This window comes from Sphingopyxis sp., assembly GCF_035944815.1.
GTDB lineage: Bacteria > Pseudomonadota > Alphaproteobacteria > Sphingomonadales > Sphingomonadaceae > Sphingopyxis.
In genome coordinates this window covers 218,710-234,758 of sequence record NZ_DASZAU010000004.1, presented here as the reverse complement: position 1 = coordinate 234,758, position 16,049 = coordinate 218,710, and the positions used below count along the sequence as shown (strand labels likewise).

Below are 16,049 nucleotides of genomic sequence, written 5' to 3'. Positions count from 1 at the left end.
ATCGGCCCCGCAAGGCAGAAAGGGTTGCCGCCATGAAAAGCATATTGATCGCCGCCTCGCTCGCGCTCGTCGCCGCACCGGTCGCCGCGCAGGCATTGCAGCCCGCAGCGGCGCCGAGCGTACGGAAGGACCTCCAGAACCACGCGCTGCGCGACACGGGGCGTGAGGTTTTCCAGTCGGAAGTCCATCTCGAACCCGGCGCCGCCTTTCCGCGGCACCGCCACCCGGGCGAAGAATTCATCTATGTGCTCAAAGGCACCTGGGTCTATCAGCTCGACGGCCAGCCCCCGGTAACGGTCAAGGCCGGCGAGGCGCTGTTCATCCCCTATGGCGTCGTCCACTCGGCGCGCAATGCCGGCAGCGATCACGGGATCGAGCTCGCCACCCATGTGATCGAAAAGGGAAAGCCCTTGTTGACGCTCGCCGATACGCCCGCTCAGAACTGATCGCGCAGCATCTCGCCGATCGAATTGGCGAAATGGCTTTCCATCGCGGCGCGCGCGCGCGCCGGATCGCGCGCGGCGATCGCCTCGGCCACCTCGCGGTGGAGCTCCAGCGTCTCCGCACGCTCCTCCTGCGTCGTCCGCCCGGCCCAGGCGCGCGGGATGGCGAGCGCCATCAGCTGCTCGAAAGAGCGCACGATCTGGTAGAAAAGCTGGTTGCCGCTCGCCTCGGCGATCGTCTGGTGAAACGCCGTGTCGGCCGCGGTGCGCGCTGCCTCGTCATGCCCGACCGACAGGCCGTGCGCGGCGGCAAGGATCGCGCGCGCCTGTTCGTCGCTGCGGTTGATCGCTGCAAGCTCGGCGGTGCGCAGTTCGAGCGTACGGCGCACCTCCCACACGTCGGCGAGGCTGACTTGCGCCGTGTTGACGGCATGCCCCATCGACGCCGCCATCACCGATCCGTCGATCGCGCCGACGCGCGGTTTGCGCCCATTGCCGACGTCGACAAGGCGAAGCGCGGCCAATGCGCCGAACGCCTCGCGCATCACCGGCCGGCTGACGCCGAGCTGTGCCGCGAAACTCCCCTCGCCCGGCAGCGTGTCGCCGACCTTGAGGTCGTTGGTGCGGATGAAATCGCGCACCGATTCGACCGCGCGCTCGACCAGCGACCCGCGCGCCCCGGGATCGATCATCCCGCTCATGCCGCGACTCCCACGCGGCGCATCGCGGTCGGCGCCATGCCGAAACGGCGCGAGAAGGCGCGCGTGAAGGCCGCGTTGTTGAGATAGCCGCAGCGATAGCCGATGCTCGCCACCGGCAGGTCGCTCGCGGCGAGCATCTGCCGCGCCTGGCGCAGCCGCCGTTCGCTCAGCGCCTCGGCGACGCTGCACTGGTACAGCTCGCGAAACCCGCGCGTCAGCTTGTCGCGATTGATGCCGCAGCTTTTGGCGATGTCGTCGATGGTCAACTTCTCGTGCCAGCGCGTGTCGACGATCCGCCGCGCCGCCGCGATGCGTGCGATATCGCTTTCGGTCAGGCTCGGCTGGCCTTCGACCGCGACGAGATCGCCCGACCGCAACGCCGCGAAGAATTGGCAGAGCAGTTCGATGCTGCGCGCAAGGCGTAGCGTGTCGGCGGCCGCCTCGTCGCAATCGGGCGCGACGATCGACTGGCCGAGCGCGCGCAGGTCCGACGGCAGATACCAGCGCGCATCGCGATCGGGCAGGTCGCCGAAGAGGCGGCGGCAGGCGCGGCGCGATACTGCAAAGACGAGCAGATGCGCGTCGCCCTCGAGTTCGCGAAAGCTCAGGGTGCGGACGACGGGCTCGCCGATATCGCCGAAACCGAGCAGCAGCGCGTCGGGCGGCAACAGTAACCGGTCGCACGGACCGCGGCCGACATAGGTCGTCATTTCGGGCGATACGATGATGGCGTGCTTCGGCGGCATAGCTCTCTCCCTATGCCAGCCATAGACCTATATGATAGCTTTCACAATAGCTATCTTACAGGTTCGGGCGCGCGCCGCATGGCGAGCAGGAAGGCGAAGAAGGACAGCGCGCTGACGATCACCCCGACCAGCGCGAGCGCCTCCGCCAGCATCGCCTCCCCGCCCATCAGCGCGCTCACCCGCGTCACGACCCACGGCGCGAGACCGAAGCCGATCAGTCCGGCGATCGCGATGAAAGCACCGATGCACAGCCCACGCAGTTCGTTGGGCAACAGGACTGTCAACGCGACCGACACGACGAGCCCCGTCACGGCGCCGCAAAGCGACATCACGCCGAGCGCCACGGCAAGGCCTGTTACGCTCGGCATCAGCGGGAACAGCGCGGCGGGAACACCGATCCCCGCCGCGATGACCGCGCCCAGAAGAATGCCGCCGCGGCGGCGACTTCTCTGTCCCATATCGGCCGAAATCCCGCCGAGCACCGCACCCGCGACGCCGGTGCCGAACATCAACGCGCCGACCCAGCCGGCGAACTGCTGCGGCTGCAGCCCGAAATCGCGCGACAGCACCGGCGCGACCCACACGGTGGCCGCGACATCGGCCATCACGACCGCGACCTGCCCGGCGAAGAGCGGCCCGAGGAAGGCGCGGCGCGCCCAAAGCTCGGCGGCGACGATCCGGAACGGCGCGTCGGAGCTCGCCTCGACCTCGCGCCGTTCGGGTTCGCGCAGGAACAGCAGCGGCAGCAGGCAGAGCGCGCTGATCGCGGCGAGCAGCACATGCGCGCCGCGCCACGGCGCGAGCCCCGCGAGCCAGCCGGGCGCCGAAAAATCGGCAAGCAGGCCGAAAAGCCAGCCGGTGAGCGCGAAGCCGAGCGCAACGCCGAGCGCCTTGCCCAGATTGACGATCAGCATCGCGCGGCCGCGCTGTTCGGGCGCGCAATAATCGGCACAGAGCGACAGCGCCGCGGTGAGCGATCCGGTCGAGCCGATCCCGACGAGCATCCGCGCGGCGGTGAGCAGCCCCGCGCTCGGCGCAAAGGCCGTAAGCAGGGTACCAAGCGTCCAGAGCAGCGCCAGCCCGATCGTCAGCCGGACGCGGTTGCGGCGATCGACAAGGATGCCGATCGGGATCGAAAAGAGCACCATCGGCACCGCGGCGCCGAGCCCCTGGATCAGCGCGAGCGCATCGTCGCTGAGCGCGAGTTCGGCCTTGGCGCTTTCCTGGATCGTGCCGAAGCTGCCGAGCGCGGTGAAGCCCATCGTCGTCACCAGCGCGAGCAACAGCAGCGGGACGAGCGTCGCGGGCGCGGTCAGGCGCGAGGTCGGCGCGGCGAGCGGTTCGGCATGCGTCGCCATCAGAGCGCGAAAATCTTGCCGGGGTTGAGCAAATTCTGCGGATCGAGCGCGCGCTTGATCATCCGCATCTGTTCGACCGCGTCACCGAGTTCGGCGACAAGCCATTCCTGCTTGCCGATGCCGATGCCATGCTCGCCGGTGCACGTCCCGTCCATCGCCAGCGCGCGTTCGACCAGCCGCGCGTTGATCGCCTCCACCTCCGCCATTTCGTCCGGCGCATCGGGGTCGATCGAAAAGATGACGTGGAAATTGCCGTCGCCGACATGGCCGAGGATCGTCGCGGGAACGCTCGCCGCATCGAGATCGACATGCGTTTCGGCAATGCATTCGGCGAGGCGGCTGATCGGCACGCACACGTCGGTCGCCCAGCCGATCGCGCCGGCGCGCATGTTCACCGCGGCGTAATAGGCCTCGTGCCGCGCGCGCCAAAGCTTGGTGCGCTCCTCGGGCAGGTTCGACCAGCTAAAGGCGCTGCCGCCATTGGCTTCGGCGAGCATCTTCACCGTTTCGACCTGTTCGGCGACATTGGCGGCGCTGCCGTGAAACTCGAAAAACAGGGTCGGCGCTTCGGGATAATCGAGCTTCGACCAGCGGTTGACGGCAATCATTTGCTTCGTGTCGAGGATTTCGACGCGCGCCAGCGGCACCGCGCACTGGATCGACTGGACGACGGTATCGACCGCGCCGCCCAGCGTGTCGAAGCTGCACACCGCCGCCGAGATCGTGTCGGGCACCGGATGCAGGCGCAGCGTCACTTCGGTGATGATGCCGAGCGTCCCTTCGGATCCGACATAGAGCCGCGTGAGGTCATAGCCCGCCGCCGACTTGCGCGCGCGGCGTGCGGTGCGGATCACCTCGCCCTGCGGCGTCACGACCTCCAGGCCGAGCACCGCATCCTTCATCGTACCGTAGCGGACGGCGTTGGTGCCCGATGCGCGCGTCGACGCCATGCCGCCGATCGTCGCATTGGCGCCCGGATCGATGGGGAAGAACAACCCCTGATCGCGAAGATGGACATTGAGTTCCTCGCGCCGCACGCCCGGCTGGACGACGCAGTCGAAATCCTCGGCGTTCACCGCGACCACGCTGTCCATCAGGCTCATGTCGAGCGAGATGCCGCCATGCACGGGCAACGCATTGCCCTCGATCGACGTCCCCGCGCCGAACGGCACGATCGGGATATCGGCGGCGGAGCACAGCTTGACCAGCGCGACGACATCGTCGGTCGACGTGGCAAAGACGACGGCGTCGGGCAGCACGGGCGCGAAATGACTTTCGCTGGCGCCATGCTGCCCGAGCACCGCCTGACCGCGCTGGAACCGGTCCGCAAACCGATCCTCGAGCGCCCCCACCAGGCTGGCGGGGAGCGGCTTGCGTTCCCCCGAATGCGCCGTTCCCGCCATGGTCAGAACTTCAGGCTCGCACGCACGCCGTAACGGCGGCGATCGCCGGTGATCCCGAGGTCGGAGGCCGGCAGCCCGGCGAGCGCGAGCGTCGTCTTTTCGATATAGCTTTCGAAATATTCGGTGTTGAAGATGTTGTTCGCGAACAACGCCAGTTCGACCGGGCCGGTGCGATAGGCGATCGACGCATTGGTCAGCCAATAGCTATCGAGGAAGGTCGGTGTCGTCTCGTTGAGCGTCGCGGCGAGGCGCTTGCCCTTGCCGACCAGCCCCGCGCTCAGCGTCACGTCGCTGTCGGCGCCGGTCTCGATCCGGTAATCGCTGGCAAAGCTCGCGGTCCAGTCGGGCTGGAAGGTCAGCCGGTCGGACGAGAGCAGGCGGCCGGTCGTCGCGGTATAGGCGCTGTCGTCGGTGATGCGCGCGTGCATCCAGGTCAGGCCGCCGCGCAGCGTCCAGTTCCGTACCGGGCGCACCATCGCTTCGAGTTCGACGCCATAGCTTTCGACGTCGCCGGTGTTGAGATCGACGGTGACGAGGCCGCCGCCCGCCGCGGGCGCGATCGAGTTGAGCCCGATATAGTCCTTGTAGTCGCTGTAAAAGACGCTGCCCGACAGGTTGAAACCAGGCGAGGAATATTTGGTGCCGGCTTCATAAGTCCAGGCCGAGTCGCCGCGATAGGTGCGCGTCGGGGCGGTCGGCGCGTTGAAGCCGCCGCCACGATAACCGCGCGCGACCGACACATAGGTCATCAGGTCGGGCGTCCATTTGCGCGTCACCGACAGCTTGGGTTGCCACTCGCTCGACTTGATCCGCGCGGTGGGAACGATCGCACCCGACACCGACCCGTTGGCGACGCGGTCTTCGCGGTCGTACCGCAGCCCGAGCGCGACTTCCCAGCCGTCGTTCGGCTTCCAGAACGCCGTACCGAAGGCCGCGTAGGTGTCGGCGACATTCTTGGCGCGCGTGTTGCGCACGATGCTGATCGGCCCCAGCACCGGATGGACGAGTGAGATGGTGTCGCGCGCCTGCGCCTGCACCATCTCGTTGCTGTAGAAAACGCCGAACAGCGTCGAGAACTGGTCCGACCATTCGCTGTCGAGTCGCGATTCGAGCGTCATCGTGCGCAGGCTGTCGCGCGCGACGGTGCGTACCGTGTCGGTCGGGCCGAAATCGCCCTCGCCGTCGGGGGTGAAGCCATTCCGCATGTCATAGGCACCGATGACGCTGAGCTTCGATCCGCCGCCCAGATCGCCTTCGGCGCGGACATTGATTCCGCGATATTTATACGACACGGCGTTCAGCGTGTTGAACTGGACGATGCGCGAATAATCCTTCGGCCCGGTGACGCGCGAATAGGGCGTGTTCACCCCGTCGACCCAGTCGTAATAGCCCTTGATGGTCAGCGTGAAATCGTCCGAGGGCGTCACGCGCAGCGTCGCGTTGACCGAGTCGGTGTTGAACGGGTTGGCCTTGCCGCCGATCACGCTGTTGCGCAGGAAACCCTGCTGTTCGCGGTGCGCCGCGGCGACGCGAAGCGCGACCTTGTCGGTGACGATCGGGCCCGAAACCGAACCCGACACCATCCAGGCATCGTCGGGACCGGCATAGCTCGCGTTCGCGCGCACTTCGAAATCATTGCCCGGCTGGCGCGTGATGACGTTGATCGCCCCGCCCATCGTATTCTTGCCGTACAGCGTCCCTTGCGGCCCGCGCAGCACTTCGATGCGCTCGACGTCGAGCAGCGGGTTGTTGAGGTAAGCGGTGTTCGGCTGATAGATGCCGTCGATGAACAGGCCGACACCCGGCTGCACGCTCTGCACCAGCGTCACGCCGACGCCGCGGATCGAAACGAAGGCGCGGCCGGTGCCGTCACTGTTGATGTTGAGCCCGGGCGACAGCACCGCCGCATCGCGCACCGAATTGAACCCGCGTGCGACCAGCGTGTCGCCGTCGATGGCGGTAACCGCGATCGGCACGTCGGCCAGCGTTTCGTCGCGCTTGCGCGCGGTGACGACGATGATGCCATCGTCTTCGCTCTCGGCGGCGACCGGCGTTGCGGCGCCATCCTGCGCAAAAACGGGCGCGGCGCTCAGCGTAGCGGCCAGCACGAACGTCGAAACAGCGGCAAATCGGAACTTGGTCATCAGGCATCCCCAAAAACGGCGGTCTTGGCCGCCCGTGGGAACCTATATGACAGCTTTTAGACCTATATGAAAGGTCTGCACATTGTGCCGATCCGCAGACCGGGTTTGCAGCAGACACTGCTCCACCCCCGGAACCCGTTTGTGCTGAGCTTGTCGAAGCACCGTTCTTTCTGGTGACCTCAACAAGAAGGACAGCCCTTCGACAAGCTCAGGGGCGAATGGAGTTGGAAATTGACGCGGCCCTATCTGGCTTACCAGCAGCTATACCCGCCGTCGGCGAGCACGATGCTGCCGGTCATCAGGCTCGCCATGTCGGACGCGAGGAACAGGATCACCGACGCCACTTCCTCAGGCTCGCCCAGCCGCGCTTGGGGCGTCCCGTCGATCCAGCGGCGGTACATCTCGCCTTCCTTGTCTGCGAAGGCGTTGAGCGGGGTCGCAATATAGGTCGGCGCGACCGCATTGACGCGCACGCCGCGCCCCGCCCATTCGGCGGCAAGGCTTTTGGTCAGTTGGTGCACCGCCGCCTTCGACGCGTTGTAGTAACTTTGCGGTTGCGGCCGGTTGACGATGAAGCCCGACATCGACCCGACATTGACGATGCTCCCCTGCCCCGCAGCGAGCATATGCCGCCCGAACGCCCGCGCGCACCAGAAGCTGCCGTTGAGGTTGACGTCGAGGACGTTCAGCCAATGCTCGTCGGCGACATCCTCCGCCGCCGTCTCGCTGCGCGCGATCCCGGCATTGTTGACGAGGATGTCGATCCGGCCGTCGCGTACCAGCATCGCGGCCGCGGCAGCATCGACCGCCGCGCTGTCGGTGACGTCGAGCGCTTCGGCAAAGACGGCATGGCCCCTGGCAGCCAGATCGGCGACCGCGCGATCGAGCGCGGCGGCATCGCGGTCGGCAATCGTCACCTTCGCCCCCGCTTCGGCGAGCGCCTCCGCGGTCGCAAGTCCGATACCCTGTGCGCCGCCGGTGACGAAGGCCGTGCGCCCGTCGAGACGCAGTTTGTCGAGATACATAGGACTTACTCCGGAATGAAGGCGGCCGCCGGCATCACGGGCTCGTGCAGCGCTTCACCGCGCGTCATCTGATACACCATCCGGTAAGCACCGAACTCGGGCCAAGGCATCGTTCCGCCGCGGGCGAATCCGGCCCACAGCTCATGCACCCGGTCGGCGAGCGCCTGCGGCGGATCGATGCCCGCGAGCCCGCGCGGTCCGGTGACGCCTGGCAGCGTCTTGAATACGAAGGGCATTTCGATCCCGTGGCACGCGCCGAGTTCGCCGTCGCACGCGGGCGATCGCCAGTCGAACTCGTACATCCAGGTCTTGCCCTGATGCGCCGCAGCATATTGGCGCGCGGGCCAGCGGAAGACGAGGTCGTTCATCGCATCGGTCATCGCCTCGCCGGGGCGCACGCCCTTCTGCTTGTAGCCATAGGCCTTCAGCACCGCCTTTGCCTCCGGATGCGACCGGCCGAGCAGCCAGCGCGCGAAGAGGCCGCCGATCTTTTTGCGCACGCCGGTGGGCACGAAATAGAGGTTCATCTCCTCGGCATTGGTGCCGATGACAACTTCCACATCGCGACCAGCCCCTTTGCGCAGCGCATCGATCGGTTTTTCGGGCAGCACATCGTCGCCATAGACGGGGATGAAACGGCTGATCCCATAGACAGGTTCGCGCCCCTCGCGGTCGCGCAGGTCGACGGCCCACGGCTTCGAAACCTTGTCGATCGCATCCATCGCATCCGTGTCGGACACCGGTAGAAATCCGCCCGCATCGGGCACGATGCGCAGCAACTTCGCCAACTTCCGCACCAGCCGCTGCGCCACCGCGATGTCGCGCACCATCGCGCCATGCCCGCTCTGGACAATCGCCCGCGCGAACAGCCCCTTCGCCAGCGGCGAAGTGACGAGGTCGGCGATCGCCATCGCCCCCGCGCTTTCCCCGAACACCGTCACCCGCGCCGGATCGCCGCCGAACGCCGCGATATTGCGCTGAACCCACGCCAGCGCGAACAGCATGTCGCGCAGCCCCAAATTGGTCGGCGCGCCCGGCACCGGCAGGAATCCGTCGATCCCCATGCGATAGTTGATAGCGACGCACACGACCCCCGACCGGGCGAATTCGGTGCCGTCATGGACGGACGCATCCTTGCTGCCGACAATGAAACCGCCGCCGTGGATGAAGACCATCACGGGCGCCGTCTTCGCATCGGTCGGCGCCCAGATATTGAGCCGCAGATAATCGCCGTCGCCGCCATCACTGCCCGGGCCGATCAGCGGCGACGGATCGATCGCGGGAAAGGGCTTCACCCGGTGCGGTGCGGCGGGACCGGGCTCGTCCATGTCGCGCACCCCGCTCCACGCCGCCGGCGCAGCCGGCAGCTCGAAGCGCACGGGCGGCGCTGCATAAGAAATGCCCAGAAAGCGGTTTACAGCCCCGTCGGTGCGGCCACGGATAGTGCCGCCTTCGATTTCGACCGGCGCGCTGTGATTTTCGAGAACTGTCATCGCGCCGGGATATCATCGATGACGGCGCGGCGCCTATGCCGGCGGATATGCTTTGCGGAATAAGCGATGTGCCGCGACGGGGTCGACGGTTCCGCCCCGCAGGCTAGGACATGCGCGCCAACTCGCGCGCATATCCTTTGAAACCCAGCGTCAGGAAGATCGCGGCCAATGGCAGCGCGATCACGGTGACGACCGCAATCGAATAGCGCAGCGCCGCATCGTCGTGGAACAGATTGTCGGTGAGGAGCGCGATCAGCATCGGGCCAAAGCCGAGGCCGACGAGGTTCACGACGAAGAAATAGAGCGCCGTCATCCGCGCGCGATACTCATTCGGGGTAATCAGCTGCAACGCGACGCCGCCGACGCCATGCATCGTCAGGCACGGAAAGGCGACCGCCAGCATTGCAAAGGCCGGCATTGAATCGGGCATCAGCGCCATGGCGAGCAGAGGCGGCCCGCCGAGCAGGATCGACAGCCGCATGACGCGCAAATGCGCGTCGCCCACGCCCCGTCCGTACCAGCGGTCGGCGAGCGCGCCGCCGGCGATCAGCCCGATCGCACCGCCGATCGCCATGATGATCCCGAACCACAACCCGGCATGTGCGACCTCGAGGCCATAGGTGCGCGCGAAAAAGGTCGGGATCCAGGCAATCGCGCCATACATGACGAGGCCGATGAACGACATGCCGCCGAACAGCGCGCCGATTGCCGCGCGCTGTGCCCCGAGATGCGCGACAAGGCCGGGCGCGCGCCCGCTCGATACGCTTTCGGCTACGACCGCCACCTGTCGCCCGCGGCGAAAGGGCTCGCGGACGGTCAGCATCAGCAGCGCGATCGCCAATCCCGGAGCTGCCACCCAGACGAAGATCAATCGCCACGCGTCCATCGGGCCGTAGAAAGGCACATCGACCATCGGCGCCGACAGCACCGCCTGCACTACAAATGCCCCGAGGATCATCGCGACACCAGATCCCAGCGGCACGCCGATCGAATAGACCGCCATCGCGCGCGCCAGCCGGTCGCGCGGGAAATAATCGCTGAGCATCGAATAGGCTGCGGGCGACAGCGTCGCCTCCCCGACCCCGACTCCCATGCGTGCCGCGAAAAGCGACGCATAGCTTCCGGCAAAGCCGCACGCCGCCGTCATCAGGCTCCACAACCCCACCCCGGCGACGATCAGGTTCCGGCGATTATAGCGGTCGGCAATCCACGCCAGCGGCAGGCCGAGCAGGGTGTAGAAGAGCGCGAATGCAAGCCCGATGAGCAGGCTGACCTGTGTATCCGAAATGTCGAGCGCGGCACGGATCGGCGCGACGAGCAGGCTGAGAATCATCCGGTCGACAAAGGACAAGGTGTAGGCGAGCAGCAGGACGCCAACGACATACCAGCTATACGCCGGGCGCGGCCACGGCGGATCGATGTCCCCCCGGTTTTCCTGCCGGTCGGCCGGTGCCTCCTGCGCGCCTTGCGTTGCCATATCCACTCCCGTTCCGCGGCCCGGCCCCGCCCTCTTGCGCGAAGCGGCCTGCTGTTATATACAGCATTTACTTAGATAACTAAGTATTTGACGCCGACAGTCAAGCAGGATCGGACGCGAACAACAACGAAAAACGAATTGGGAGAGCGAGACATGGCCAACAAGAGACTGAACCCTTCGTCGCGGCTATTGGCGGGGGTCGCGTTGCTGACGATGCCGGCGATCGCGACCGCGCAGGAAGCCCCGGCCGACGGCGACATCATCGTCACCGCGCAGCGCCAGGAGCAGAAGCTTCAGGACGTGCCAGTCTCGGTCACCGCCTTCGGCGCCGAACAGCTGCGCGAAAATAACATCGAAACGGTCGCCGATATCGCGCTCCGTACGCCGGGGCTTGCCGCAAGTTCGGTGGATCCGATCAACACCAATTTCGCGATGCGCGGGATCGGCAGCGCCCCTGGGATCAGCCAGAACGCCGGCGGCGATCCCTCGGTGGTCGTGTTCGTCGACGGTGTCTATGCCGGGCGTGGCGGCACGCCCGATCTCGACGCTCTCGACCTCGAACGGGTCGAGGTGCTGCGTGGGCCGCAAGGCACCCTGTTCGGCAAGAATGCGATCGGTGGCCTGATCCAGTTCGTCAGCCGCAAGCCGTCGGCCGACAACAGTTTCTATTTCGAGGGCACCTACGGAAACTATGATCGCGTCGGCGTTGTCGCGCGCGGCAACATGGCCCTGACCGACAAAATCTATCTTTCCGCCGGGCTCTCGCACAAGCAGCGCGACGGCTTCGAATTCAACGAAACGACCGGCAACGACGTCAACGACCTCAACCTGACCACCGGACGCGTCGCGCTCCGTTTCGTGCCGACCGACACGCTCGACATCGTGTTGCGCGCCGATGTCTCGCGTCAGGACCAGAAGGGCAATCCGCGCCACAATAACTGCGACACCAGCTTCAACGGCGGCGTACATTGCGTGGGCATCAACCCCGATCCGCGCGTCGTGAACGCCTATATCGACGGCGAGATCAAACGGACGATCCAGTCCTATTCGGCCGAGATCAATCTGGAGCTGCCCTTTGGCACGCTCACATCGCTGACCGCGCTGCGCAAGGTCGACTTCCAGTTCGAAACGCCCTTTTTCAGTAACCGGGTCAATCCGCCGAACCAGATCGAATCCACCGACTTCGGCGACGAGGACAACAAACAGTTCAGCCAGGAATTGCGGCTGGCGTTCGACGCCTTCGACGGGCGGCTGAACGGCCAGACCGGCCTCTATTACCTGAAGGAAGATACCGATCGCGTACAGGGGCAGATCCAGGATTTCGCGACCCCCGCGATCACCGGAATCGGCATTTTTCCGCAATCGGTCAATGCGCGCAGCTTCGCGATCTTTGGGCAGTTCGATTATGAAATCGTCCCTTCGCTGACCGCCACGGTCGGCGCGCGCATGACGTGGGAACGCAAGAGCGGACGGTTCGCGGGTTACAAGGGCGATGCCGGCCCCGGCCTGCCGCCGCCGCTCGGCACGCTGGCCGGTTATGACGTGACGGCGAGCAAGAAGTGGAAGGCCTTTACGCCGCGTTTCGCGCTGAACTGGAAGGCGACCGACGACGTGCTTCTCTATGCGTCGGTCGCGCGCGGGTACAAGAGCGGCGGTTTCCAAGGGCTGTCGGGCACCGCCGCCGGCGCGTCGACCCCCTATGATCCCGAATTTGCGTGGGGTTATGAAGTCGGCGCGAAAACCGAATGGCTCGACCGCAAGCTGCGGCTCAATATTGCGCTGTTCAAGACCGACTATTCGGACCTTCAGGTGTCGCAGCTCGTCCCGCTGTGCTGCGTCGTTGTCAGCAATGCGGCAAAGGCGAAGATCAAGGGCGCCGAAGTCGAATTCCTCGCGCGGCCGTTCGAAGGGTTCCAGATCGACGGCAGCTATGCCTGGCTCGACGCGAAGTTCAGCGAATATTCGATCCCCGGACAGGCCTATTCGGGCAATCGCCTGCCGCGCTCGCCGAAGAACAAATTCAACATCGGCGGCCAGTATGAAGTCCCGGTCGGTGAATTGTCGGCCAAGCTTCGCGTCGATTACAGCTGGGTCGACGATGCCTTTTTCGAGGCATCGAACATACCGCAACAGCTCTGGCCCAGTCACGACAATCTCGACGCACGGCTCTCGATCGCCGGTCCCGACGAGCGTTGGGAACTGTCGCTATGGGGCAAGAATCTGACCGACGAGCTGGTCCCGACCTATGTCACCTATTTCGGACCATATCGCCAGATCTTGACCCCCTATGCGCCGCCGCGGACCTATGGCGTAACGCTGGCGTTCAAGATCTGATCGAAAGGCGGCGGCGTCCGTTCGCCGTCGCCTTCCCGTCTCGGAAAGGGAGAGTGATGCTCCAGCCAAAATTCAATTATCTCTGTTCCTATCGCGCCGCCTTTACCGAACCGCAGCAGCAGATCGGCAAGGCGCATTTCGGGCGCCGGATGATCGCCGCGCTGACCGGCGGCGAAGTCGAGGGCGAACGGCTGCGCGGCCGCGTAATGCCGAGCGGCGGCGATTGGGCGACTATCGACGACCGCGACACGCTGCGCCTCGATGCGCGCATCACGTTCGAGACGCACGACGGCGCACTGATCTATGTATCCTATCGCGGGGTCCTGCGGCCGCTGTCGGTGGCGCATAAACATGCGCGAAACGGCGGCCCGCAAAACGACGAAGAGCATGCCGAAATCTATTTTCGCACGACGCCGATATTCGAGACCGGCGACGAGCGTTACGCCTGGCTCAACGATATCGTCGCGGTCGGGCTGGGCGCGAGCGTCGGCGGCGCGGTCCGCTATAACGTGTTCGAGCTTCTTTAAGCGGATCGGGGCCCACTTAGTTTCGCCCAGACTCCGCCGGCCGAACCGGCGTTTCGGTCGACTGCGAATAGGGCCGCGCGCCGGCGGCCTTGCCCCATGCGGTGTCGGGCTTCGCCTGCATCGTGAAGCGCAGTGTGCCGCCGCTGCGGATTTCGGCGTCTGAAATCCAGCTGCGCGTCAGCGGTTTGCCGTTGAGCTCCACCTTGCCGACATAGCGGTTGGCGTCCGATAGCCCCACCGTCTCGACGGTGAAGCGCTTGCCGCCGGGCAGGTTCAGCACCGCGCGATCGACGAAGGGCCGGCCGATCACATATTGGTTCGACCCCGGCGCGACCGGATAGAAACCGAGCCCGGTGAAGACGAGCCAGGCCGACATCTGGCCGAGATCGTCGTTGCCCGACAGGCCATCGGGGGTCGGCTTATACTGGCTATCGACGATCTGCTTCAGCCGCTCCTGCGTCCGCCATGGCGCGCCGGCATAGGCGTAGAGATAGGCGACATGGTGGCTCGGCTCGTTGCCGTGGATATATTGCCCAATCAGCCCAGCGATATCCTCGGCATGGCTGTAGTCGAGCTTCGAGTTGTCGTAATCGAACATCGCGTCGAGCTTGGCGATCGTCTTCGCGTCGCCGCCGAGGATGCGGAACAGCGCGGCTTGATCCTGCGGGACAAACCACGAATATTGCCAGGCATTGCCCTCGGTATAGTCCGATCCATAGTTGATCGCCGTCGGATCGAAGGGGGTCCGGAAGCTGCCGTCGGCCTTGCGCGCGCGCAGCCATCCAGTCTTGGTGTCAAAGCTGTTCCGCCAATAACCCGCGCGCTTGTAGAAGCGGTCGGCGATATCCTTGCGCCCCATCTTTTCGGCCATGCGCGCGATCGTCCAGTCGTCATAGGCATATTCGACCGTCTTCGATGCCGCTTCGGGCTCGCGATCGATCGCGACATAGCCGAGCTTCATATAATCGCCGAGCCCGCCATAGGGGGCGTATTCGGCGCTCGCGACCATCGCGTCCAAGGCTTCGGCCGCGTCGAAATCGCCCACGCCCTTCAGATAGGCGTCGGCAATCACCGGAACGGCGTGATAGCCGATCATCGTCCATGTCTCGCGGCCGTGGAACTGCCACACCGGCAGGATGCCGTGCGGGCTGTGCTTGCTGCTCGCAACGAGCGATTTGACGATGTCGGTGTTCATCTGCGCCGGCGCGGCGAGCGTCAGCAAGGGATGCTGCGCACGGAACGTATCCCACAGCGAGAAAGTCGAACGGAATGTAAAATCCTTCGCGGCGTGGACCTGATCGTCGGGACCGCGATAGCGCCCGTCGACGTCGCTCCACACGCTCGGCGCGAGCAGGCTGTGATAGAGCGCGGTGTAGAGATTGGTGCGCATCGGCGCGGGCGCTTCGATCTGAAGCGCGCCGAGCGCCCCCCGCCATTCGCCCTCCGTCCGGGCGCGGACAGCGTCGAAGCCGGCGCCCTCGGCATCGAGGTTGGCGATGGCGCCGGCTTCGTCGACGCCGGACAAGGCGACGCGTACTTCGAGCGGGCCATCGAGCGCGCCGAAATCGAGCTTCGCCTCGAGCGCCTTGCCAAGCTTTTCGGCGAGTGCGTCGCTACCGCGGCCCGGCCCCTGAAAACCCTCGTACGCGATCGTCTCGTCGCGATCGATAAAGGCATGCCCCTTGAGCGGCGCCGAGAAACGCATCGCGAAGAAGAGCTTGCGCCCCGGCGCCCAGCCCCTCGTCTCGCGAAAGCCGGTGAGCGTGCCGTCGGGGCGGAGGTGCAGCCCCGACCAGAGGATCTTGCCCGGATAATCGTATAGCGACGAGCGGAGGTCGAGCAGGAGATGCGCGTCCTTGCCCGCGGGGAAGCTGTAACGATGAACCCCGACGCGCGCCCCCGCGGTGAGTTCGGCGCGGATGCCGCTGTCCGCGAGCGTGACGGCATAATAGCCGGGGCTCGCCTTTTCACTGTCATGGCTGAAGCGCTGGCGATAACCCGATCCGGGCCGTTTCGGGTCGCCCGGGTCGAGTTTGACCTCCCCCACCTGCGGCATCACCAGGATGTCGCCAAGGTCTGAATGGCCGGCGCCCGAGAAATGCGTGTGGCTGAAGCCCTGTATCGTCGGGTCATGCCAGCTGTACCCGGCGGCATGATCGTAGCATTCGCGGATCTGGCAGGTCGTGTCGGTGTCGGGCGACAGTTGCACCATGCCGAACGGCGCGGTGGCGCCCGGAAAAGTATGGCCCTCAGGCCCAGTCCCGATCATCGGATCGACGAAAGCCAGCGGATCGGGCGCAGGCTGTTCGGCGAAGGACTGGATCGGAAGCAGGGCGAGCAGCGCGGCGGCGGTCAGGTATTTCATCGCGTCCTTGTGACGCGAAGCGGGGGCGCTGTC

General features: G+C 65.6%; 12 protein-coding genes. 3 read left to right on the top strand and 9 right to left on the bottom strand.

Translation table 11 applies throughout. The annotated features are described in order from the left end of the window. The first annotated feature begins 32 nt into the window (after positions 1-32). On the top strand, positions 33-446 hold the full coding sequence (locus VGU00_RS06445; protein ID WP_327466678.1) for a cupin domain-containing protein: 414 nt from the start codon (positions 33-35) through the stop codon (positions 444-446). On the opposite strand, the gene VGU00_RS06440 is transcribed toward VGU00_RS06445, so the two are convergent. The 8 genes from VGU00_RS06440 to VGU00_RS06405 all read right to left on the bottom strand — a co-directional run bounded on the left by VGU00_RS06440 (position 437) and on the right by VGU00_RS06405 (position 10,790). Then, entirely contained in the window at positions 437-1,144 is a 708-nt protein-coding gene (locus VGU00_RS06440; RefSeq protein WP_327466676.1) for a FadR/GntR family transcriptional regulator, read from the bottom strand. The two genes, VGU00_RS06445 and VGU00_RS06440, sit on opposite strands and share 10 nt — an antisense overlap. After that, a complete protein-coding gene (locus VGU00_RS06435) occupies positions 1,141-1,890 on the bottom strand; it encodes an AraC family transcriptional regulator (RefSeq protein ID WP_327466674.1) in 750 nt (249 codons plus the stop codon). Before VGU00_RS06435 ends, VGU00_RS06440 begins: the two co-directional genes overlap by 4 nt. Positions 1,891-1,940: 50 nt before the next feature. Then, positions 1,941-3,248 (bottom strand): MFS transporter, encoded by a 1,308-nt coding sequence (locus VGU00_RS06430; protein WP_327466672.1) that lies wholly within the window; start codon positions 3,246-3,248, stop codon positions 1,941-1,943. Then, positions 3,248-4,651 carry an FAD-binding oxidoreductase gene (locus VGU00_RS06425; RefSeq protein WP_327466670.1) on the bottom strand — a complete coding sequence of 468 codons (1,404 nt, stop codon included), beginning with the start codon at positions 4,649-4,651 and terminating at the stop codon, positions 3,248-3,250. The genes VGU00_RS06430 and VGU00_RS06425 overlap by 1 nt, the downstream gene beginning before the upstream one ends. Positions 4,652-4,653: 2 nt before the next feature. Continuing rightward, positions 4,654-6,795 carry a TonB-dependent receptor gene (locus tag VGU00_RS06420; protein ID WP_327466668.1) on the bottom strand — a complete coding sequence of 714 codons (2,142 nt, stop codon included), beginning with the start codon at positions 6,793-6,795 and terminating at the stop codon, positions 4,654-4,656. Positions 6,796-7,046: 251 nt separating this feature from the next. Continuing rightward, the gene (locus tag VGU00_RS06415) at positions 7,047-7,820 is read right to left on the bottom strand and encodes a glucose 1-dehydrogenase (RefSeq protein WP_327466667.1); all 774 of its coding nucleotides are present in this window, start codon (positions 7,818-7,820) and stop codon (positions 7,047-7,049) included. Between the two features lie 5 nt (positions 7,821-7,825). Continuing rightward, complete coding sequence (locus VGU00_RS06410) at positions 7,826-9,313, bottom strand: carboxylesterase/lipase family protein (protein WP_327466665.1); 1,488 nt, start codon at positions 9,311-9,313, stop codon at positions 7,826-7,828. Positions 9,314-9,416: 103 nt separating this feature from the next. Beyond that, positions 9,417-10,790, bottom strand: coding sequence for an MFS transporter (locus tag VGU00_RS06405; RefSeq protein WP_327466663.1), 1,374 nt, complete (start codon positions 10,788-10,790; stop codon positions 9,417-9,419). Positions 10,791-10,943: 153 nt separating this feature from the next. On the opposite strand from VGU00_RS06405, the gene VGU00_RS06400 reads away from it, so the two are divergent. Both VGU00_RS06400 and VGU00_RS06395 read left to right on the top strand, forming a co-directional pair. Beyond that, positions 10,944-13,124, top strand: a complete 2,181-nt coding sequence (locus VGU00_RS06400) for a TonB-dependent receptor (protein WP_327466661.1) — start codon at positions 10,944-10,946, stop codon at positions 13,122-13,124. A 56-nt stretch (positions 13,125-13,180) separates the two neighbouring features. Next, positions 13,181-13,651 (top strand): DUF3237 domain-containing protein, encoded by a 471-nt coding sequence (locus VGU00_RS06395; RefSeq protein ID WP_327466659.1) that lies wholly within the window; start codon positions 13,181-13,183, stop codon positions 13,649-13,651. A gap of 16 nt (positions 13,652-13,667) precedes the next feature. Here the strand turns inward: VGU00_RS06395 and VGU00_RS06390 are convergent, their stop codons facing one another. Further along, entirely contained in the window at positions 13,668-16,016 is a 2,349-nt protein-coding gene (locus VGU00_RS06390) for a GH92 family glycosyl hydrolase (protein ID WP_327466657.1), read from the bottom strand. Positions 16,017-16,049: the final 33 nt, after the last annotated feature.